Here is a 21,700-nt window from a genome sequence, read left to right on the forward strand (position 1 = left end):
TTCGCCCATGTGCGGGCCGCGGCGAATACGGACGAAAAAAAAACGCATGTGCAGCTTCGCACATGCGTTCGACCGCGGCTTGCGCCGCGTGCTGAGGTACCTGGTTAGTGCGTGACGCGCGTGACGCCGCCGCTCGACAGCAGTCGCACACGCTCGCCGGCGCGGAACGCTTCGCCGCTTGCTGCCTGCGTGATCGAGCGCAGGTCGCCGTTGTCGAGGCGCACGGTGATTTCGACACCGTTCGCCGTGCTGAGGTTTTCGCCGACCGCGTTGCCCGCGACCGCACCGACGAGACCGCCGGCGATCGCCGTCAGGATCGATCCCTTGCCGCCGCCGATTGCGCTGCCTGCGACCGCGCCGAGTGCGCCGCCGCCGAGCGTGCCGATCGCGCTGCCGCCGCCGTCGGACTGGATGCGTACCGCACGGACGCTTTCGACCGTGCCCATGCGGACCGTCTGTTCGCGCTGCGCCTGGCCGACGCTATAGACATCCGCCGAACCGGGGGCCGTGAAGCAGCCGGCGAGGGTCAGCGTGGCCGTCAGCATGGCCGCGAGCGTGAGGTTTTTTTTCGTCAACATCTTTGCTCTCCCACAATATTCAATTGAGACTGTAACCGAATGCAGCCTCGAAGCGCGCGTCGATTTCGGCGCGCGTCAGTACGTAAGTCTGGGGCCCCTGGTGGGCGATCTTGATCGAGCCCATCAGGCTTGCGAGGCGGCCCGTGGTTGCCCAGTCGAGGTCATTCTCGATGCCGTACAGCAGGCCGCCCCGGAAGGCATCGCCGCAGCCGGTCGGATCGACGACACGCTCGGCACCCACGACGGGAATCTGTTCTTCGCCGTTTTTGTGAAGAATGGTGGAGCCGTGCTCGCCGCGCGTGATGATCAACGCCTGAACCCGGCTGGCGATTTCCTGTTCGGACCAGCCCGTCTTGTCGCTGACGAGCTTGCCTTCGTAGTCGTTGACCGCCACGAACGTCGCGAGTTCAATGATGCGTCGCAGCGTCGCACCGTCGAACAGCGGCAGACCCTGGCCCGGATCGAAGATGAACGGGACGCCGGCCTTCGCGAATTGCTCGGCGTGCTGGACCATCCCGTCGAAGCCGTCCGGCGCGACGATGCCGAGCTTCACGCCCGCCACTTCGTCCGCGCGATTCAGGTGCGACTGCATCATCGCGCCAGGGTGGAATGCGGTGATCTGGTTGTTTTCGAGATCGGTCGTGATCATGGCCTGCGCGGTGTGCGTTTCGGGCACCACGCGCACGCTGGCCTTCGACAGGCCGAGGCTGTCGAGGCGTTCGAGATAGCGGTCCGCGTCGTTCGCGCCGATCGTCGCCATGATGCGTGCATCGCCGCCGAGCATGTGCAGCGCGTAAGCGATGTTCCCCGCGCAACCGCCGAATTCGCGTCGCATCGTCGGCACGAGGAAGCTCACGTTCAGAAGGTGAACCTGGTCGGGCAGGATGTGCTCGCGGAACCGACCTTCGAAGGTCATGATGTTGTCGTAGGCGAGCGAGCCGCAAATCAGCGTAGTCAAGGCGTGCGTTCCTGTAGAGAGCAAAGGGAAGCGGCCGCCCGGCCGGCGCGTGAACGGCCTCGTCGGGCCTCGCGCGGCAGGGCCGGGCGGCAGCGGGTTACTTCAGTGCGGCGAGCGCGGCGTCGTAGTTCGGCTCGTCCTTGATCTCGCCGACGAGTTCCGCGTGGATCACCTTGTCCTGCGCGTCGAGCACGACGACGGCACGTGCGGTCAGGCCGTTCAGCGGGCCGCTCGTCACGTCGACGCCGTACGCATTCGCGAATGCGCGGCCGGTGCGGAACGTCGAAGCCGTCACGACGTTCGCGAGGCCTTCGGTCGTGCAGAAGCGCGTGGCGGCGAACGGCAGGTCGGCGGACACGACGACCACGACCGTGTTGTCGAGCGACGACGCGGCTTCGTTGAACTTGCGGGTCGACGTCGCGCAGGTCGGTGTGTCGAGGCTCGGCACGATGTTCAGCACCTTGCGCTTGCCGGCGAAGCTGGCGAGCGACAGGTCGGCGAGGTCCTTGCCGACCAGCTTGAAATCGGCGGCTTGGGCGCCGACGGCCGGGAACGTGCCGGCGAGATCGATCGGGTTGCCACCCAGCGTAACTTTGCTCATGTTCGTGCTCCGAAATAGCGCGCCGCTCGGGCGCGCGGGTTGAGACGGGCGCGCAGGCGCGCGCCGCGGCGCGTCACGGATAGAAGACCTGGACGCGGAAATTCGAGGCGGGCGTGCCGTTCGTTTCGACGCGGACGATCATCGTCTGCGTCTTGCCGGGCGGCAGCCCGGCGTCGATCGGCGTACCCGGGCGCACGTAGTCGCGCGGCGCGAGCACGCGGCGAACGGTCACGTGATTGGTGTCGTCGAGCAGCGTCAGTTCGAGCGACGGGTACGCGAGGGCGACGCGGTAGCGGTTCGTCAGCGGCACCTTCAGTTCGAGCACGCGCGGGCCGTCGAGCTGGCGCAGGTCGGTCGCGTCGAGTCGCAGGCCGTCGATCGCGCGCGGCGGCGCGACCGTGCAGCCGAGCGGCGCGCAGGCCTGCCGGAACCAGCCCTGCGTGACGGGCCAGTAGATCATCAGCGTCTCGCGCTGCCACCATGCGAGTTGCGCGACGAGCAGGAAGGCCAGTACCGCGGCGACCAGGCCGCCGAAAAAGCCGCCGAGCAACCCGCGCCGCTGCGGCGCGCGCGTCTCGCGCGTGACGGCGAAGTGCGGGCGATCGTCGTCGGTCAGCGCGGCCGGGAATGGCGCGGCGGGCGTGTTGGCGGGCGCGACAGGCGTTTTGTCGTGCCGGGTGACGGCGTCAGGTTCGGATCCGGTTTCGAGTGCGATTTCGGGCGCGGTTACGGCCGGCGCCGGAGCGAATGCAAAACGCGGTTCGCGCGGAGCGCGCTCGTCGTCCGGTACTGCGAAGTGCGCGTTGCCCGCGGGTTCGGTGTCGTCGGCAGCGGTTTCTGCTTCCGACGGGAGGTGGGCGACGAAGCGGGGCTCACGCGGGTCGTGCTCGACGGGGGCGGGCGATGCTTCGGTTTCCTGCTCCGTCTGCTTCGAATGCGGTTCGACCGGTTGCGCGGCGGCAGCGGATGCGTCCAGTTCGGCGGGGGACGGGAACGGCGCGGGCGTACCCGACAGGTGAACGATGCCGGCATCGGTGGCCGGGAGCGCGAGCGGCACCAGCGGCGCGGTGCGCACGGTCTGCACGTTGTGCTGCAGCGACGGATCGACGCCGCCGTCGAGCCACGGCGCCCACATGTCCCAGCCTTCCGGCTTGTAATCGGTGTCGGACGGCGACCCGGCCGGCGCGTCGGCGGTGAAAAGCCGTGCAGGAGGGGCCTGATGGCGCGCGTTGCCGTCGTCCGCGTCCGGCGCGGCAGCCGTTTCGGTCAATGCCGGTTCGGGCTGCCGCGCGTGCTCGGGAACGAGCGATTCCGACGCGTTGAAGACTTCGTGGCAATGCCCGCAGCGCACGAGCCCTTCATGCAGCGAGAGCTGTTCCTGCTGCAGGCGGAAGACGGTTTCGCAATGAGGGCAGCGCGTCGCAAGAAGCATGTCGAGCCGGGCGGCCTGCTGGCCAGAGTGAAGGACAGCGCTATTCTAATGGCTTTCCCGCCGGGTTCCGGCGAGGCATACCCAACCTTCGTGTTCGCGCCAGACCGAGATGTCGATGTAGCGCGCGTAGACGGCCGCGACTTCGTCCGCCTGGCGCGCGAGCACGCCCGACAGCGCGATGCGCCCGCCCGGTTTGACCTTCGACGCGAGCATCGACGCCATCAGCTTCAGCGGGTTCGACAGGATGTTCGCGACGACGATGTCGAATTCGCCGTCCGGGCACGCATCGGGCAGCCCGTACGTGACTTCCGCGCGGTTGCGCTCGCTGTTCTGCCGTGCCGATTCGACCGCCTGCGGATCGATGTCGATGCCGATGACGGGGTTCGCCCCGCATTTCTTCGCGAGGATCGCGAGAATGCCGGAGCCGCAGCCGTAGTCGAGCACCGACTGGCCGGGCTTCACCGACTGTTCGAGCCATTCCATGCAAAGGCGCGTGGTCGGGTGGCTGCCGGTGCCGAACGCGAGGCCGGGATCGAGTTCGAGTACGAGCGCGTCGGGATCGGGCGCGTCGTGCCACGACGGCACGACCCAGATCCGCTCGCCGATCGGGATCGGCTCGAACTGCGATTGCGTGAGCCGCACCCAGTCCTGTTCCTCGACTTCGCGGACGTCGAATTTCGGTGCCTCGGCGAGGCCGATCTCGTTCGCGGCCGCCGCGAGCAGCACGGCCGGCTCGTGGTCGGGCGACAGCAGCGCGACCACGCGCGAGTGCTGCCACGCGGTGCGATCGGGCACGAGGCCGGGCTCGCCGAAAAGCGGCTGCTCGTCGGGCGTGTCGGCGTCGGCGTCCTCGACGGACACCGACAGCGCGCCGAGGTCGAGCAGCGCGTCGGACAGCGCCTCCGCGTGCTCACGGGCCAGTTCGACGACGAGTTCGCGATAGCTCATGCTTACGCTTCTTCCGGTGCGACCTGCTGCTTCTGCGCGAGCCGGTTTTCGAGATAGTGGATGCTGGTGCCGCCTTCGACGAACTTCGAGTCGATCATCAGCTCGCGGTGCAGCGGGATGTTGGTCTGGATGCCTTCGACGACCATTTCCGACAGCGCGATGCGCATCCGGCTGATCGCCTGCTCGCGGGTCGCGCCGTAGGTGATCAGCTTGCCGATCATCGAATCATAGTTCGGCGGCACGAAATAGCCATTGTAGGCGTGCGAATCGACGCGCACGCCGGGGCCGCCCGGCGTATGCCACGACGTGATCCGGCCCGGCGACGGCGTGAACTTGAACGGATCTTCTGCGTTGATCCGGCATTCGATCGCATGTCCGCGGAACTGGATGTCGCGCTGGCGCAGCGCGAGCTTCTCGCCGGCCGCGATGCGGATCTGCTCCTGCACGATGTCGACGCCCGTGATCAGTTCCGACACCGGGTGCTCGACCTGCACGCGCGTGTTCATCTCGATGAAGTAGAACTCGCCGTTTTCGTACAGGAATTCGAAGGTGCCCGCGCCGAGGTAGCCCATCTTCTTGCACGCGTCCGCGCAGCGGTCGCCGATGCGGTCGATCAGGCGGCGCGGAATGCCGGGCGCCGGCGCTTCCTCGATCACCTTCTGGTGGCGGCGCTGCATCGAGCAGTCGCGCTCGCCGAGCCAGATCGCGTTCTTGAACGCATCGGATAGCACCTGGATCTCGATGTGGCGCGGGTTCTCGAGGAACTTCTCCATGTACACCTGCGGGTTGCCGAACGCACGGCCGGCTTCCTCGCGGGTCATGTTGACCGCGTTGACGAGCGCGGCCTCGGTGTGCACGACGCGCATCCCGCGCCCGCCACCGCCGCCCGCCGCCTTGATGATGACCGGATAGCCGATCGCGCGCGCAATCTTGACGATCTCCTTCGGATCATCCGGCAACGCACCTTCCGAGCCCGGCACGCACGGCACGCCGGTCTTGATCATCGTCTGCTTGGCGGTGACCTTGTCGCCCATCATCCGGATCGTTTCCGGGCGCGGGCCGATGAACGTGAAGCCCGATTGCTCGACGCGTTCCGCGAAATCGGCGTTCTCCGACAGGAAGCCGTAGCCGGGGTGGATCGCCTCGGCGTCGGTGACTTCCGCGGCGCTGATCAGCGCCGGCATGTTCAGGTAGCTCAGGTTCGACGGGGCCGGGCCGATACAGACGGCTTCGTCCGCGAGGCGCACGTACTTGGCTTCCTTGTCGGCTTCCGAGTAGACGACCACCGTCTTGACGCCGAGCTCGCGGCACGCGCGCTGGATGCGCAGCGCGATTTCACCGCGATTGGCAATGAGGATTTTTTCAAACATAGCGAGTATTCGTCTCTTCGAGGGGCGCGCGAACGGCGCCTGGCGAGCATCGGCGGCGCGCGGCCGGAAGGCCGCGCGGCGGGCTTAGCCGATCACGAAAAGCGGCTGGCCGTATTCGACGGCCTGGCCGTTCTCGACGAGGATTTCCTTGATCACGCCGGCCTTGTCCGACTCGATCTCGTTGAGCAGCTTCATCGCTTCGATGATGCAGATCGTCTGGCCTTCCTTGACCGTGTCGCCGACCTGGACGAACGGGTCCGCGCCCGGCGACGGCGCGCGATAGAACGTGCCGACCATCGGCGACGTCACGACGTGGCCCTGCGGGACGGCCGGCGCGGCTGCGGCGCCGGCTGCCGGTGCAGCGGCACCGTCGGTCGGCAGCGCGGCCGACGGAGCGGGCGCGCTGATTTGCGGGGCATACCCAGCCGTCGGCTGTACGTAGACCGGCGGTGCGTTCTTGACGATGCGCACCTTGCCTTCGCCTTCCGTCACTTCCAGCTCGGAGATGCCGGATTCGGAGACGAGGTCGATCAGAGTTTTCAGCTTACGAAGATCCATCGGGAATTCCCCTTTCAATACGTGAAAGCGCCGGTTAGGAGCCGGCGCTGAATCTAGATCGCGAATTCAGCCGCGCGACGTGCCTTGCAGCTTGTCCAGCGCGTACTCGAGCGCGTACAGATAACCTTTCCAGCCGAGCCCGCAGATCACGCCTTCGGCCTGGTCGGAAAAGTAGGAGTGGTGCCTGAACGCTTCGCGGCGATGCACGTTCGACAAGTGAACCTCGACGAACGGGATGCCAACGCCGGCGATCGCGTCCCGGATCGCGACGCTCGTGTGCGTATACGCGGCCGGATTGATCAGGATGAAATCGGTCTGTTCCTCCCGCGCGGCCTGGATGCGGTCGACCAGCGCGCCTTCATGGTTGCTCTGGAACGACGACAGTTCGGCGCCGGCTTCCCGGGCACGCGCGGCAAGCGCCTGATCGATCTGTGCCAGCGTGACGCGGCCGTACACCTCCGGTTCCCGGGTGCCGAGAAGGTTCAGGTTGGGGCCGTGCAGCACCAGCAATCGTGTCATGGTCGCTTCTATTTCTGCGGAATTGCGCGAACTTTAGCGCTATTTAGAGAAATTTGTCTAGTTTTGCCGAACGGCCGAGTTCGTCGGACCTGCAAGAATTACCGGTGCGGATGCAAAGTATCGGCGAATTCACGCGAAATTGCGGCGATCGACGGGCAAATTGCCGCGAACGTGCGGGCCGGTGTTCGGGCAGGTTACAGCGCGTCGAGCGTCTTTTTCAGCTCGGACGGCTGGATTTGTCCTAATTTTGTCTCGCGAATCTTGCCGGTTTCGTCGATGACGACCGTAAACGGCAACGCGCCGGCGGTATTTCCGAAATTACGGGCCAGATCCGCACCCGCATAACCGCTGACGAAAACCGGATAGTCGACCTTTACCTTCTGCAGAAAGTTCTTCACGTTCTGCTCGGAATCGACGCCGATCCCGATGAAACGGATGTCTTTCTGCTTGTACTGATGCGATAGCGCGACGAGCTCGGGCATCTCTTCGACGCACGGGCCGCACCATGACGCCCAGAAATTGACAACGACCTTCTGGCCCTTGAAGGCGGACAACGTGGCCGGCTTGCCGTCGACACCCGTCAGCGCTGCTGCCCACAATTGGTCGACCGGGCTGCCCGCTGCGGCGGGCGAGGCGACGGCGGCGCCGTCGTCGGCATTGCCGCGGAACCAATGGCCGGCGGTAATCCCGCCGGCGACGGCGGCGGCGGCGACCACCGCGAGCGCCAACATGCGTTTCATCATCATCGTTGAATCATTCAGGTTCGGAAGGGGCTTTGCCTGCTTCGACGAGCGTGCGCAGTGCGGCGGCATCCGCGCGCGCGACCCGGCCGCGCGAGTCGGCCTTGACCGCGCCGCGCAGGTCGTCGCTCGCATAGAGCGCGAGGTGGATGCCGATCGCGTCCACGTCGCGCCGCGGGCGCCACAGGAAGCTCAGCGTCTCGACGTCGCCGCGGCCCGCGAAGTGCCGTGTTTCGGATACGTCGTACTGGATGTTCTGGTTCAGCAGGCAGATCGCGACGTCCTTCGGGTTGTCGGTGAATGCCTGCAGATGGATGTCCGAATGTGCGTTTGCGGTGCCGTTCAGCACCGCGCCCGTCACATACGGACGGAATTCGGCGAGCCGGCGCATCCAGTCGAGCGCGATCTCGCGCAGCAGGCGCAGTTCGTCCGGCTGCGTGTCGCTCTGGAACAGTGCGAGGTACTCGCGCAGTTCTTCCTCGATCTGGTCGTTATCCGGCAGCCATTCGCCGGCAACGCGCGAATCGCCGAGCAACTGGCGCGCGGCCTTGCGTTTCGCGCCGGCATAGTCCAGCCCGTCCTCCGCGATCAGGCGGGCGGCTGACTGGGCGATTTCCTCGCGGACGCGCCGCGGGTCGACAAGAGGTTTGCGAGACATGATCCGGCAATCATACTAGATCGCCGCGGCGCCCGATCACGGGTGCGGCGGCCTGCCGCCCGGCGCGCCGGAGGCGTTCGCGCGCATCGTTCGGGCCGCCGGGCACGGCAGGCCGTCAGTTACAATACTGCTCTTTGTGTCGCGGCGACGAGCGCCGGTCGCACGGCCTGTCCGGCGCGCCGCAGACGCATCTTTTCCGAATCGACGGCGCCCGGCGGCGCGAAAGCATTCATCTATGCACATCCACATTCTTGGCATCTGCGGCACCTTCATGGGCGGTCTCGCCGTACTCGCGCGCGAGGCGGGCCACACGGTGACGGGTTGCGACGCGGGCGTCTATCCGCCGATGAGCACGCAGCTCGAGGCGCAGGGCATCACGCTGATCGAGGGCTACGGCGCCGAACAGATCGACCTGAAACCGGACCTGTTCGTGATCGGCAACGTCGTCACGCGCGGCAATCCGCTGATGGAGGCGATCCTCGATCGCGGCCTGCCGTACGTGTCGGGTCCGCAGTGGCTCGGCGAGCACGTACTGGCCGGCAAATGGGTGCTCGCGGTCGCGGGCACGCACGGCAAGACGACCACGTCGTCGATGCTCGCGTGGCTGCTGGAAGACGCGGGCCTGAACCCGGGTTTCCTGATCGGCGGCGTGCCGCTGAACTTCGGGGTGTCGGCGCGGCTCACCGATTCGAGCTTCTTCGTGATCGAGGCCGACGAATACGATACGGCGTTCTTCGACAAGCGCTCGAAGTTCGTCCACTACCGGCCGCGCACCGCGGTGCTGAACAACCTTGAATTCGATCACGCCGACATCTTCCCGGATCTCGCCGCGATCGAAACGCAATTCCATCACCTCGTGCGCACCGTGCCCGGTGTCGGCCGGATCGTCACGAACGGCCGCTCGGACGCGCTCGAGCGCGTGCTGGCGCGCGGCTGCTGGAGCGAGGTCGAGCGGTTCGGCGTCGACGGCGGCTGGCAGGCGCTGCCGGCCGAGGACGGCGTGCCGGTCGACGAGCGCTTTGCCGTGTATTCGCACGCGGAGCGCGTCGGCGAAGTCGCGTGGCAGGTGCAGGGCGATCACAACCGGATGAACGCGCTCGCGGCGATCGCCGCCGCGCGCCACGTCGGCGTGCCGCCCGCGCAGGCCGCAGCCTCCCTCGCAGCGTTCCGCAACGTCAAGCGCCGCATGGAAGTGCGCGGCAGCGTGGACGGCGTGACCGTCTACGACGACTTCGCGCACCATCCGACCGCAATCGAAACCACGATCGCCGGCCTTCGTGCGCGCATCGGTAGCCGGAATGCCCGCATCCTCGCGGTACTCGAGCCGCGCTCGAACACGATGAAGCTGGGCGTGATGAAGGCGCAATTGCCCGCGAGCCTGGCCGATGCCGATCTCGTGTTCGGCTACGGCGCGCCGACCGGGCGCGACGCGCTCGGCTGGAATCTCGGCGAGGCGCTCGCGCCGCTCGGCGACAAGGCGCGCGCGTTCGACGATCTGCACCTGCTGGTGAAGGCCGTCACCGAGGCCGCGCGCCCGGGCGACCACGTGCTCGTGATGAGCAACGGCGGCTTCGGCGGCGTGCACCAGAAGCTGCTCGATGCGCTCGGGAGCCGCACGTGATCCTGTATCTGCACGGCTTCCGGTCGTCGCCGGAATCGCAGAAGTCGAGGCTGCTCGCCGCGCGCATGGCCGAACTCGGCCGTACGGCCGAGTGGCGTTGCCCGTCGCTGTCCGTGTCGCCGCTCGACGCGATCGCCGTCGCGGAAGCCGAGGTTGCCGGTGCGCGCGACGTGACCGTCATCGGCAGCTCGCTCGGCGGCTACTACGCCACGTGGCTGGCCGAAAAGCACGGCTGGAAGGCCGTGCTGCTGAATCCGGCCATCGTGCCGCAGCGCGATCTCGAGCAGCATCTGGGCGAACAGCCGCTGTGGCACGGCGGCGGCACAATCGTCGTCGAGCGCCATCACCTACACGAGCTCGATGCGCTGCGCGTGCCGGCGATCACGCGTGCCGAACGCTACTATCTGTTCGCGGCGACCGGCGACGAAGTGCTCGACTACCGCGAGATGCTGGCCCATTACCCCGGCGCGAAAACGCACGTGATCGAAGGCAGCGATCACGGCATCAGCGAATTTGCCGACTATGTCGACGACGTTCTCGCGTTTTGCGACGGAAAAGCGCGATAAACCGGCCACGTGCCGATCGAATCCCCATCATCATGCGGCGCCGCCGACGCGGCGCCCGGCAGTCTGAACGAGAGTATTGAGTGAACGTTTTCTTCGAGGAATCGGGCAGTTTCAAGGCGGGCAGCGTGCTGTCGCGCCAGGGCGACGCATTTCAGGTCGAGTTGCCCGGCGGGCGGCGTGCGAAGGTGCGCGCGAAAGACGTGCTGATCGAATTCGACAAGCCGGCCGCGGGCGAACTGATGCAGGAGGCCGATACGGCCGCGCAGCAGATCGATCTGGATTTCCTGTGGGAATGCGCGCCGGCCGACGAGTTCGCGTATACGTCGCTGGCCGAGGAGTACTTCGGCGCGGCGTACGGCCCGGTCGAGCGCGCGGCGCTGGTGCTGCGGCTGCACGGCTCGCCCGTCTACTTCCGCCGCAAGGGGCGCGGCCAGTACCAGCGCGCGCCGGAAGAGCAGCTCAAGATGGCGCTCGCGTCGCTCGAGCGCAAGCGCCAGCAGGCGCTGGTCCAGGTGCAGTATGAAGAGGAACTGAAGGCCGGCAAGCTGCCGGAAGCGTTCGCGGGCAAGGTGCTCGGGCTGCTGACGCGGCCGGACAAGAACGCGATCGAATACAAGGCGATGGAAGCGGCGGCCGGCGCGCGCGGCGTGTCGCCGGCGCGGCTGATGCTCGACTGCGGCGGCATCGCGTCGCCGCGTGCGCTGCACGAGGCGCGTTTCCTCGCGGAATTCTTCCCGCACGGCACGGGCTTTCCGCCTGTCGCGGTCGGCGCGCTGCCGGACGACCTGCCGCGCGCGAACGTCGAGGCGTTCTCGATCGACGACATCACGACGACCGAAATCGACGACGCGTTCTCGGTCGAACACCTGTCCGACGGCCGCGTGCGGATCGGCGTGCACATCGCGGCGCCGGCGCTCGGCATCGTGCGCGGCGACGCGGTCGACGCGATCGCGCGCACGCGCCTGTCGACCGTCTACATGCCGGGCGACAAGATCACGATGCTGCCGGACGATGTCGTCGACGTGTTCACGCTGAAGGAGGGCGATTACCGCCCGGCGCTGTCGCTGTACATCATCGTCAACCGCGAAACGCAGGACATCGTCGCGAACGAGACGCGCGCCGAACTCGTGTTCGTGAAGAACAACCTGCGTCACAACACGCTGGACGAGCTCGTCAACGAAGAGACGCTCGCGGCCGGCACCGGCGACTACCCGCACAAGGACGACATCGCCGTGCTGTGGCCGCTCGCGCAGGCGCTGTTCGAAAAGCGGCAGCTCGCGCGCGCGGGCTACGGCCTGAAGCGCGAAGTGCAGCGCAACACCGACTACAATTTCTACGTCGACGGCGAGCACGTGTCGATCACGCCACGCCGCCGCGGTTCGCCGCTCGACCTGATCGTGTCGGAGCTCGCGATCCTCGCGAACTCGACCTGGGGCGCGTTCCTGCACGACCACACGGTGCCCGGCATCTACCGCTCGCAGCGCGGCTTCGGCGCGCCGGGCCCGAAGCGCACGCGGATGCAGACGACGGCCGCGCCGCACGAAGGCCTCGGCGTGCCGCAGTACGCATGGAGCACGTCGCCGCTGCGCCGCTACGTCGACCTCGTGAACCAGTGGCAATTGCTCGCATGCGTGCAGCATGGCGTCACCGCCAAGCTCGCCGCGCCGTTCAAGCCGAAGGACGCCGACCTGTACGCGGTCGTGCAGGGCTTCGACGACACCTACACCGCGTATGCCGACTACCAGCGCCGGATGGAATATTTCTGGTGCCTGCGCTGGCTCGCGCAGGAGCAGAAGAAGCAGGTCGTCGCGAGCGTCGTGAAGGGCGATCTCGTGCGCCTCGAGGAAATTCCGCTGCTGCTGCACGTGCCGGGGCTCGGCGTGCACGCGCGCGGCACGCGCGTGCTGCTCGACGTGATGTCGCTCGACGAGCTGACGATCGAGGCATCGGTGCGGCTGCTGAACGTGCTCGACGCGCCGACCGTGACCAGCGGCGATGCGGCCGAGGAAGAGGATGACGCCGAAGGCGGCGACGACACGCTGATCGATGCGGAAGACGCTTCGGCCGAAACCGAGGCGGAAGCGCTGGCCGAAGCGGACGGCGCGGCGGCAGGTGAGGGCGGCGAAGCCGCGAGCGGCAACGACAGCGAAGAGGGGCGCGCATCATGAACGCGGTTGCGTCGACGAGCGGGGCTGACCGCTACGTAGTGTTCGGCAACCCGGTGGCGCACAGCAAGTCGCCGTTCATCCACGCGCAGTTCGCTGCGCAGACCGGCGAGGCGATCGAGTACGCGCACCGGCTCGCGCCGGTCGACGGCTTCGAAGCGGCCGTGCGCGCGTTCGTCGCCGAAGGCGGTCGCGGTGCGAACGTGACGGTGCCGTTCAAGCTCGAAGCGCATGCGCTTGCCGACACGCTGTCGCCGCGCGCGGCGGCAGCGGGCGCGGTGAACACGCTGCGCATCGATGCCGACGGAAGCATCTACGGCGACAACACCGATGGCGTCGGCCTCGTGCGCGACATCGAAACGAATCTCGGCGTGTCGCTCGCGGGCGCACGCATCCTGCTGCTCGGCGCGGGCGGCGCCGCGCGCGGCGTCGTGCTGCCGCTGCTCGAGCGCGCGCCGCTGTCGATCACGATCGTGAACCGCACCGCAAGCAAGGCCGAGGCGCTCGTCGGCCAGTTCATGCAGGCCGCGCACGATGCGGGCTGCACGCTCGCGGGCGGCGGCCCCGGCGTGGTGCGCGCGGAGCCGTACGACGTGATCGTCAATGCGACGGCCGGCAGCCTCGACGCCGCGCTGCCGGAGTGCGACGCGGCCGCATTCGGCGCGGGCACGCTGGCGTACGACATGATGTACGGCGCGCAGCCGACCGTGTTCATGCAGCATGCGGCATCGCTCGGCGCACGCACTGCCGACGGGCTCGGGATGCTCGTCGAGCAGGCGGCCGAATCGTTCTTCATCTGGCGCGGCGTGCGGCCGGACGGTGCACCGGTGCTTGCCGCGCTGCGCCAGGCGCTCGCGGCGAGCTGAACGGAGCGCGGCACGTGGTGGCGGTAAGCGGCACGCAGCGCACGCGGACGGTGAGCCCGGCCCGCTGGGTCGTCTATGCGGGGGCGGTGTTCGCGGGCGCGTGGCTCGCGACGCAGTTGTTCTACCTCGCGCAGATCGCGCTGTGGTCGTTCGTGAACCCCGGCTCGACCGCATTCATGCGCACCGACGCATGGTGGCTGTCGCGCGACACGCCGCCTGCGCGGATCCAGCACCAGTGGGTGCCGTACGACCAGATCTCGCGCAACCTGAAGCGCGCGCTGATCGCATCCGAAGACTCCACCTTCGCGACCAACAACGGCTACGACGTCGACGCGATCTTGCAGGCGTGGGAGAAGAACAAGGCGCGCGGCCGCATTGTCGCGGGCGGTTCGACGATCACGCAGCAGCTCGCGCGCAACCTGTTCCTGTCGCGCGAGAAGAGCTATATCCGCAAGGGGCAGGAGCTCATCATCACGTGGATGCTCGAAACGGTGCTCGACAAGGAACGGATCTTCGAGATCTACCTGAATTCCGTCGAATGGGGCCGAGGCGTGTACGGCGCCGAAGCGGCCGCGCGCTATTACTACAGGATTCCCGCGAGCCGGCTCGGTGCGTGGCAGTCGGCGCGTCTCGCGGTGATGCTGCCGAAGCCGCGCTGGTTCGACGCGCATCGCGGCTCGGCCTACCAGGCCCAGCGCGCGGCGATCATCGCCCGCCGGATGGGCGCGGCCGAGCTTCCGCAATCGGAGTGAACGGCGCGCTCGCGCCGTCGTATTGCCCGTTTCGCCGCCGATGCGCCGCTTGTGCACTGCAGCGCATTCGTGTCGCGCGCATTTCGGGCCGCATCCTTTAGACGAATTCATCTATTTCGCTTTGCTGAGCAATGCCGGTGATCGCGCGATTTTGTTTGCCGATATGGCACGAATTCCGCAGTTTTTTAGCATTCCCGGGTAAACGCGAAAGGCGTTGAAAGCAGCGTGAAATGCAACGTTTCGTGAATCGAAGCATTCCTGAAAGGTGTGCGCCGCACCGGTCGCCGGCCAAATATTTCCAAATTTTTCAAAGCCGATGTGCTCGCGTATATTGGCCAGCGCCTCGGCTTATCGGCCGCAATCGAGGCGGGGGGCGGCTTATCCGGCTGCTCGACACAAAAAACATCCGAGAGAAGGAAAGCAACGATGCCAGCGAGCAAAGCGAAGCTGTTGTTGGGGGTGGTTTTTTCTTCGCTGATTCTGACGGCCTGCAACGACGACGTGACATCGTCCGCTGCTGCGAGCGCCGACAGCTCAGCCGATCCCGCCAGTCAGGTGGACAGGGCGTACAACGATCCGAACAGTTATTCGTCGAGCGCGAACGCGTCGCTCGACGCATCCGCCGCGGTTGAAAAGGCCGCCGTCACACATCACCAGATCACGCTGAACGGCAAGACGATCCGCTACACGGCCACGGCCGGCCACCTCGTCGCGCGCAATCCGCAGACGGGCGCGCCCGAAGCGTCGTTCTTCTATGTCGCCTACACGGCCGACAACCAGAGCGCGGCGAAGCGGCCCGTCACGTTCCTGTACAACGGCGGCCCCGGCTCGGCATCGGTGTGGCTGCACCTCGGCTCGTTCGGCCCGCGGCGGGTCCAGACCGGCGACCCGAACGCGAACGCGTCGACGTTCCCGTTCGTCGACAACCAGGAAAGCCTGCTCGACACGACCGACCTCGTGTTCGTCGATGCGATCGGCACCGGCTTTTCCGAAGCGATCGCGCCGAACACGAACCAGACGTTCTGGGGCGTCGACCAGGACGGCGGCGCGTTCCGCGATTTCGTGACACGCTACCTGGCCGTGAACCAGCGCAACGATTCGCCGAAATACCTGTTCGGCGAGTCGTACGGCACGCCGCGCACCGACGTGCTCGCGAACCTGCTCGAGACGGCCGGCGTGAAGCTCACCGGCCTCGTGCTGCAGTCGTCGATCCTGAACTACAACACGAACTGCGACATGGCGAGCGACTATGTCGGCAACTCGAACAACGGCTCGAGCCCGGTGAGCTGCGCGGGCTTCGTGCCGTCCTACGGCACCGTCGGCGCGTATTACCAGCTCGACAATCCGAATCCGTCGAACCTGCCGCAGTATGCGGACCAGATGCGCCAGCTGACGGCCGGCAGCTACGTGCCCGCGGTGAACGCGTACCTGGCGAGCCATACGCCGCCGCCGCCGAGTCTCGTCACGACGATGGCGAGCTCGACCGGCGTGAAGCAGGCGCTGTGGAACGCGAACTTCAACGTGATCCCGACCTTCTTCGACAACAGCTTCCAGCTGTCGCTGATCCCGGGCACGCTGATCGGCCGCTACGACGCGCGCGTGAACGTGCCGGTGTCGAGCCCGCTCGCGGCGGACGGCGATCCGTCGAGCTCGTTCATCACGAAGCCGTTCACCGACACGATCGGCAGCTATCTGCCGAACGAGCTGAAGTACACCGCGCAGTCGGCCTACTCGTTGAGCAGCAATGCGATCAACACGTGGGACTGGACGCACGACGGCCTCGCGATGCCCGACACGATCCCCGATCTGGCCGCGGCGCTGACGTTGAATCCGTCGTTGAAGGTGCTGTCGCTGAACGGGTATCACGACATTGCGACGCCGTTCTACCAGACCGAGCTCGACCTCGCGCGGCTCGGGACGCAACCGAACCTGACGATCAAGGACTATCAGGGCGGACACATGGTCTATCTCGACGATACGTCGCGTCCGCAGGAGAAAGCCGACCTCGTGACCTTCTACAACGCGGCCGCGCACTGATGCTGCGCCGGGCAGGCGAGGCGCCCCCGACGGCGCCTCGCCAGCCGTCGACGACCTCATTCCAGACTGGAGCCTGATATGAAGAATCGTTTCATCGTCGTTGCCGCCGCGCTCGTTTGCGCCGCCGCTGCAGCATCCGTATCCGCGTTCGCACAGGCGAGCGACGCCGCAGCACCGGCGCGCGCGCGCCAGGCGCAACTCGGCGATCCGTACGTGCCGCCGGCCGCGCGCAAGCCGACCGCCGGCACGCAGACGACGGGCGCCGCGCTGCATGCGCAGGTGGTGCGCAAGCTCGCGCGGCAGTTCGACACGGCCGACACGCAGAGCACGGGTTCGATCACCGAGGCGCAGGCGCGCGCGGCCGGCCTCGGTTATGTCGCGAACCACTTCCGGCAGATCGATTCGGGCGGCAGCGGCCGCGTGTCGTTCGCCGACGTGCAGCGCTACATGCAGGCACGCAGCACGAGCCAGCAGTAAGCGCGGCGCGTTGTGAACAAACGGGGGCGGAACCTGCTGAGCGGCGGGTTCCGCCCCCGAGCACATGGCGCGGCCGTCGCGTCGCGCGTGCAGCGTACCTCGTCTGAATTCTCATTATCTGGACAACGCATTCAAATATTGGAGACGAGTGCGTGCGCTCCTACAATCCGAAGCACATCGACAGCTTCGGACCCACGCATCGCGCGGCGCCCGACGCACACGGAGACACATTCCATGAAGTTCGCCGGGCGCCTTATTCGGTGCATCGACCGCCGCCACGCCGCAGCACCGGACGCAGTTCCGGCGCCGCGCGAGCGGCTTCACCGATTCCGTTGAAGAAGCCCGCCCCATGACCAAGATGCCCGTATCCCTTGCCCTCGATGCCCGGCGCGCGACGCCGGACGATGGGTCGCTGACCGACAGCATCGGCGTGACCAGCACGCCGCTCGATCTCGCCGCACAGCAGGCCGGCACGCAGACGCTGCTGCGCGGTCTCGCGATCCTCGAGGCGATCGCGAACGGCGCGCGCGACATGCGCGCGATCGGCGCCGCGCTCGGTACGACACGCAGCACGACGCACCGCCTCGTCAGCAGCCTCGTGCAGGCGCGCTACCTGCGCCAGGTGCAGGGCGGCTACCTGCTCGGCCCGAAGCTGATCGAGCTCGGTACGATCGCGCTCGAGCAGATGCCGCTCACCGCAGTGGCGCGTCCGCATCTCGAAGCGCTCGCGGAAGCGACGCTCGACACGATTCACCTCGGCGTGCGCGACGGCGACGACGTGCTGTACATCGACAAGATTCCCGGTACGCGCGGCCTCGAGATGCGCTCGCGCGTCGGCCACCGGATGCCGCTCGCATCGACGGGCATCGGCAAGGCGATGATGCTCGACCTCGATCCCGACCTGTGGCGCTCGCTGTTCGAGGCCGCGCGGCGCGCGCTGGCCGGCGTCAATTTCAAGCCCGACAACCGGCCGGGGACGAGCGCGTTCCTGCAGCGCATGGCCCATTACGCGGCCGGCGGTTATACGTTCGACCTCGAGGAGAACGAGGCGTCGATCCGCTGCGTGGCCGCGCCGATCCGCGACGCATCGGGCGCGATCGTCGCGGCCGTGTCGGTCGCGAGCACGATTCCGTACATGCCGCACGACCGGATGGACGAACTGATTCCGCTCGTGCAGCGCGAAGCGCGAGCCATTTCCGCGGAACTGGGCTGGAGCCCGCCGCAGGGTACCCGCAGGATCAAACGATGACGACTTCGACCCGGACCGATCCGGATGCACGCTCCGCCCCCCCGTCGCTGATCGCGCTCGACTGGGGCACGACGTCGCTGCGCGCGTATCTGTACGACGCGCACGGCGCGCTCATCGACACGCGCAGCCGTGCGGCGGGCGTCATGCACGTGCCGGGCGGCGGCGCGCGCGCGTTCGACGCGGTGTTCGAGGAAGCATGCGGCGACTGGCTCGACCGCACGCCCGGCCTGCCGGTGCTCGCCGCCGGGATGGTCGGCAGCGCACAGGGCTGGCGCGAGGCGCCGTACGTCGCGGTGCCGGCCGGCGCCGACGCGCTCGTCGCGGGCCTCATCACGGTGACGACGTCGCGCGGCGCGACGGTATCGATCGTGCCGGGCGTGATCGCGACGGGCGAATTGCCCGACGTGATGCGCGGCGAAGAAACGCAGATATTCGGCGCGCTCGCGAGCGATCCCACGCTTGATGCAGATCGTTCAGGGGTACTGATCGGTTTGCCGGGTACGCATGCCAAATGGGCGTGGGTCAAGGACGGGCTGATCGAGCGCTTCCAGACCTTCATGACGGGCGAGCTGTTCGCGGCGCTGCGCGACCACACGATTCTCGGCCGCACGATGCGCGCGGGCGCGTTGCCCGATCGCGCGGCGTTCGTGCACGGCGTGTCGGTCGCGCGCGGCGCGCAGCGCACGGGATTGCTCGCGACGATTTTCAGCACGCGCACGCTCGGCCTGACCGACCGGCTCGCGCCCGACGCGCAGGGCGACTACCTGTCCGGCCTGCTGATCGGCCATGAACTCAATGCGCTCGACGCGATGCTCGCGGAGCGCGGCATCGCGCTCGCGGACCAGCCGCTGCTGCTGATCGGCGCCGACGGCTTGTGTGCGCGCTACATCGATGCGCTCCACGTATTCGGCCACACGCACGCGCGGGTCGTCGCGCATGCGACCGAGCGCGGCCTGTGGCGGATCGCGTCGCGCGCCGGGCTCGTGCGCGCGGACGGCGAGCCTGTCCTGGCCGACCAATGAACCGATTGCAGAGGAACCCAGTCATGCCGTCCGACCTTACGTTGCCCGCGTCGTACGCACCTCACGCCGCATTGATGCGCGCGTTCGATGCGTGCCCGCTGATCGCGATCCTGCGCGGGATCACGCCCGCCGACGCGGCCGATCACGGGCATGCGCTGTACGAAGCCGGTTTCCGGATCGTCGAGGTACCGCTCAACTCGCCGGATCCGTTCGACAGCATCGCAAAGCTGCGGCGCGCGTTGCCCGGCGATGCGATCGTCGGCGCGGGCACCGTGCTGCGTGCCGAGTATGTCGACCGCGTGCAGGACGCGGGCGGCGCGCTGATCGTGATGCCGCACAGCGACGCGGCCGTGATACGGCGTGCACGCGAGCGCGGCCTCGCGAGCGCACCGGGCGTCGCGACGCCGACCGAAGCGTTCGCGGCGCTCGCGAACGGCGCCGACGTGTTGAAGATGTTCCCGGCCGAGCAGCTCGGCGTGACGGTCGTGAAGGCATGGCGCGCGGTGATCGACCGCGCGGTGCCGCTGATTCCGGTCGGCGGAATTTCGCCCGACAACATGGAGCCGTTCCTCAGCGCCGGCGCGAACGGCTTCGGGCTCGGCTCGGCGCTTTACCGGCCCGGCCAGTCGGCCGACACGACGGCGGCGAACGCACGCGCGTTCCAGGCCGGCCTGCGCGTCGCGCGCGGCGGAGCGGCATGATGGGCCGCCTCGCGGGCAAGGTCGCGATGGTGACGGGCGCGGGCCGGGGCATCGGCGCCGCGATCGCCCGCGCGTTCGTTCGCGAGGGCGCCGCCGTCGCGCTCGTCGATCTCGACTTCCCGCAGGCGCAGCACACGGCCGCCGCGATTGCACGCGAATTCGACGGCGCGCGCGTGCTGCCGCTGCAGGCGGACGTCGCACGGCAGGAGGCGGTGCGCGATGCGCTCGCGCAGACCGAAGCGGCATTCGGCCCGCTCGACGTGCTGGTGAACAACGCGGGCATCAACGTGTTCGCCGATCCGCTGACGATGACCGACGACGACTGGCGCCGTTGCTTCGCGGTCGATCTCGACGGCGTGTGGCACGGCTGCCGCGCGGCGCTGGAAGGCATGGTCGAGCGCGGCCGCGGCAGCATCGTGAACATCGCGTCGACGCATGCGTTCCGGATCATCCCGGGCTGCTTTCCGTACCCGGTCGCGAAACACGGCGTGCTGGGGCTCACGCGCGCGCTCGGCATCGAATACGCGGCGCGCAACGTGCGCGTGAACGCGATCGCGCCGGGCTACATCGAGACGCAGCTCACGCGCGACTGGTGGGACGCGCAGCCCGATCCGGCCGCCGCGCGCGCCGAGACGCTCGCGCTGCAGCCGATGAAGCGGATCGGCCGGCCCGACGAGGTCGCGATGACGGCCGTGTTCCTGGCGTCCGACGAGGCGCCGTTCATCAATGCCGCGTGCATCACCGTCGACGGCGGGCGTGCGGCGCTGTACCACGACTGACGCAACGATTCGAAAGACCGCACGTGCGACGGCCGCGCGCACGCTGCGTCGAAACCAACAAGCGGCTACATCCTGTTCGATGAAAACAAGGAGACACTGGAGATGAAACGCAGAACGTTCGTAACGCTGGCCGCGGCAGCCGCGGTGGTGATGGGTAGCCCGGTTGCGCACGCGGCCGACCCGGTCAAGATCGGCTTTCTGGTGAAGCAGCCGGAAGAGCCGTGGTTCCAGGACGAGTGGAAGTTCGCCGAGATGGCCGCGAAGGACAAGGGCTTCACGCTCGTGAAGATCGGCGCGCCGTCGGGCGAGAAGGTGATGAGCGCGATCGACAACCTGTCGGCGCAGAAGGTGCAGGGCTTCATCATCTGCACGCCCGACGTGAAGCTCGGGCCGGGCATCGTCGCGAAGGCGAAGTCGCACAACCTGAAGATGATGACGGTCGACGACCGCCTCGTCGACGGCGCGGGCAAGCCGATCGAAGCGGTGCCGCACATGGGGATCTCCGCGTACAACATCGGCAAGCAGGTCGGCGACGGCATCGCGGCCGAGATCAAGAAGCGCGGCTGGAACGTGAAGGAGGTCGGCGCGATCGACATCACCTACGAGCAGCTGCCGACCGCGCACGACCGCACGAGCGGCGCGACCGACGCGCTGGTGGCCGCCGGCTTTCCGAAGGCGAACGTGATCGCGGCTCCGCAGGCGAAGACCGACACCGAGAACGCATTCAACGCGGCGAACATCGCGCTGACGAAGAACCCGCAGTTCAAGCACTGGGTCGCGTACGGCCTGAACGACGAGGCCGTGCTTGGCGCGGTGCGCGCGGCCGAAGGGCGCGGCTTCAAGGCGGACAACATGATCGGCATCGGCATCGGCGGTTCCGATTCGGCGCTGAACGAGTTCAAGAAGCCGCAGCCGACGGGCTTCTACGGCACCGTGATCATCAGCCCGAAGCGCCACGGCGAGGAAACCTCGGACCTGATGTACACGTGGATCACGCAGGGCAAGGCACCGCCGGCGCTGACGCTGACGACGGGGATGCTCGCGACGCGCGACAACGTGTCGAAGGTGCGCGAGGAGATGGGGCTCGCGTCGAAGTAAGCGGC

22 protein-coding genes are annotated in these 21,700 nt (G+C 67.6%); 12 read left to right on the forward strand and 10 right to left on the reverse strand.

Going from position 1 to position 21,700, the window contains the following annotated elements:
* Nucleotides 1-104: 104 nt before the first annotated feature.
* The 10 genes from GD429_RS19050 to GD429_RS19095 form a co-directional block, all read right to left on the reverse strand.
* Nucleotides 105-578: a glycine zipper 2TM domain-containing protein gene (locus GD429_RS19050; RefSeq protein ID WP_034182671.1), complete on the reverse strand. Its 474-nt coding sequence runs from the start codon at nt 576-578 to the stop codon at nt 105-107.
* Between the two features lie 19 nt (nt 579-597).
* Nucleotides 598-1,536 (reverse strand): carbohydrate kinase family protein, encoded by a 939-nt coding sequence (locus GD429_RS19055; protein ID WP_152858961.1) that lies wholly within the window; start codon nt 1,534-1,536, stop codon nt 598-600.
* A gap of 97 nt (nt 1,537-1,633) precedes the next feature.
* The gene (tpx, locus tag GD429_RS19060; protein ID WP_034182673.1) at nt 1,634-2,137 is read right to left on the reverse strand and encodes a thiol peroxidase; all 504 of its coding nucleotides are present in this window, start codon (nt 2,135-2,137) and stop codon (nt 1,634-1,636) included.
* Between the two features lie 73 nt (nt 2,138-2,210).
* Entirely contained in the window at nt 2,211-3,569 is a 1,359-nt protein-coding gene (locus GD429_RS19065; protein ID WP_152858963.1) for a DUF3426 domain-containing protein, read from the reverse strand.
* Nucleotides 3,570-3,614: 45 nt separating this feature from the next.
* Nucleotides 3,615-4,517 (reverse strand): 50S ribosomal protein L11 methyltransferase, encoded by a 903-nt coding sequence (prmA, locus tag GD429_RS19070; protein WP_152858965.1) that lies wholly within the window; start codon nt 4,515-4,517, stop codon nt 3,615-3,617.
* 2 nt (nt 4,518-4,519) lie between these two features.
* Nucleotides 4,520-5,887 (reverse strand): acetyl-CoA carboxylase biotin carboxylase subunit, encoded by a 1,368-nt coding sequence (gene accC, locus GD429_RS19075; protein ID WP_034182676.1) that lies wholly within the window; start codon nt 5,885-5,887, stop codon nt 4,520-4,522.
* An 84-nt stretch (nt 5,888-5,971) separates the two neighbouring features.
* The gene (gene accB, locus GD429_RS19080) at nt 5,972-6,445 is read right to left on the reverse strand and encodes an acetyl-CoA carboxylase biotin carboxyl carrier protein (protein WP_034182677.1); all 474 of its coding nucleotides are present in this window, start codon (nt 6,443-6,445) and stop codon (nt 5,972-5,974) included.
* A 66-nt stretch (nt 6,446-6,511) separates the two neighbouring features.
* A complete protein-coding gene (gene aroQ / locus GD429_RS19085) occupies nt 6,512-6,964 on the reverse strand; it encodes a type II 3-dehydroquinate dehydratase (protein WP_011350880.1) in 453 nt (150 codons plus the stop codon).
* Nucleotides 6,965-7,158: 194 nt separating this feature from the next.
* On the reverse strand, nt 7,159-7,710 hold the full coding sequence (locus tag GD429_RS19090) for a TlpA family protein disulfide reductase (RefSeq protein WP_152858967.1): 552 nt from the start codon (nt 7,708-7,710) through the stop codon (nt 7,159-7,161).
* Nucleotides 7,711-7,717: 7 nt separating this feature from the next.
* Nucleotides 7,718-8,362, reverse strand: a complete 645-nt coding sequence (locus GD429_RS19095) for a UDP-N-acetylmuramate--alanine ligase (RefSeq protein ID WP_152858969.1) — start codon at nt 8,360-8,362, stop codon at nt 7,718-7,720.
* Nucleotides 8,363-8,486: 124 nt separating this feature from the next.
* On the opposite strand from GD429_RS19095, the gene mpl reads away from it, so the two are divergent.
* The 12 genes from mpl to GD429_RS19160 all read left to right on the forward strand — a co-directional run bounded on the left by mpl (nt 8,487) and on the right by GD429_RS19160 (nt 21,695).
* The gene (gene mpl, locus GD429_RS19100; protein WP_374955218.1) at nt 8,487-9,983 is read left to right on the forward strand and encodes a UDP-N-acetylmuramate:L-alanyl-gamma-D-glutamyl-meso-diaminopimelate ligase; all 1,497 of its coding nucleotides are present in this window, start codon (nt 8,487-8,489) and stop codon (nt 9,981-9,983) included.
* A complete protein-coding gene (locus GD429_RS19105; RefSeq protein ID WP_258282496.1) occupies nt 9,980-10,549 on the forward strand; it encodes a YqiA/YcfP family alpha/beta fold hydrolase in 570 nt (189 codons plus the stop codon). The genes mpl and GD429_RS19105 overlap by 4 nt, the downstream gene beginning before the upstream one ends.
* Before the next feature lie 80 nt (nt 10,550-10,629).
* Entirely contained in the window at nt 10,630-12,717 is a 2,088-nt protein-coding gene (locus tag GD429_RS19110; protein ID WP_321574714.1) for an RNB domain-containing ribonuclease, read from the forward strand.
* Nucleotides 12,714-13,580, forward strand: coding sequence for a shikimate dehydrogenase (gene aroE, locus GD429_RS19115; RefSeq protein ID WP_152858971.1), 867 nt, complete (start codon nt 12,714-12,716; stop codon nt 13,578-13,580). Before GD429_RS19110 ends, aroE begins: the two co-directional genes overlap by 4 nt.
* A 14-nt stretch (nt 13,581-13,594) precedes the next feature.
* A complete protein-coding gene (gene mtgA, locus GD429_RS19120; RefSeq protein ID WP_258282493.1) occupies nt 13,595-14,332 on the forward strand; it encodes a monofunctional biosynthetic peptidoglycan transglycosylase in 738 nt (245 codons plus the stop codon).
* 426 nt (nt 14,333-14,758) lie between these two features.
* Nucleotides 14,759-16,369 (forward strand): S10 family peptidase, encoded by a 1,611-nt coding sequence (locus tag GD429_RS19125; protein WP_152858973.1) that lies wholly within the window; start codon nt 14,759-14,761, stop codon nt 16,367-16,369.
* 78 nt (nt 16,370-16,447) lie between these two features.
* Nucleotides 16,448-16,846 (forward strand): EF-hand domain-containing protein, encoded by a 399-nt coding sequence (locus tag GD429_RS19130; RefSeq protein ID WP_152858975.1) that lies wholly within the window; start codon nt 16,448-16,450, stop codon nt 16,844-16,846.
* A gap of 349 nt (nt 16,847-17,195) precedes the next feature.
* Nucleotides 17,196-18,095 (forward strand): IclR family transcriptional regulator, encoded by a 900-nt coding sequence (locus GD429_RS19140; protein WP_152858977.1) that lies wholly within the window; start codon nt 17,196-17,198, stop codon nt 18,093-18,095.
* Nucleotides 18,092-19,117, forward strand: coding sequence for a 2-dehydro-3-deoxygalactonokinase (locus GD429_RS19145; protein WP_152858979.1), 1,026 nt, complete (start codon nt 18,092-18,094; stop codon nt 19,115-19,117). The genes GD429_RS19140 and GD429_RS19145 overlap by 4 nt, the downstream gene beginning before the upstream one ends.
* Before the next feature lie 23 nt (nt 19,118-19,140).
* Nucleotides 19,141-19,818, forward strand: coding sequence for a 2-dehydro-3-deoxy-6-phosphogalactonate aldolase (locus GD429_RS19150; RefSeq protein ID WP_152858981.1), 678 nt, complete (start codon nt 19,141-19,143; stop codon nt 19,816-19,818).
* Nucleotides 19,818-20,597, forward strand: a complete 780-nt coding sequence (locus GD429_RS19155; protein ID WP_152859113.1) for an SDR family oxidoreductase — start codon at nt 19,818-19,820, stop codon at nt 20,595-20,597. The genes GD429_RS19150 and GD429_RS19155 overlap by 1 nt, the downstream gene beginning before the upstream one ends.
* Before the next feature lie 102 nt (nt 20,598-20,699).
* On the forward strand, nt 20,700-21,695 hold the full coding sequence (locus GD429_RS19160) for an arabinose ABC transporter substrate-binding protein (protein WP_152858983.1): 996 nt from the start codon (nt 20,700-20,702) through the stop codon (nt 21,693-21,695).
* Nucleotides 21,696-21,700: the final 5 nt, after the last annotated feature.

Source organism: Burkholderia sp. BE17 (assembly GCF_009362305.1).
Classification (GTDB): Bacteria; Pseudomonadota; Gammaproteobacteria; order Burkholderiales; family Burkholderiaceae; genus Burkholderia; species Burkholderia pyrrocinia_C.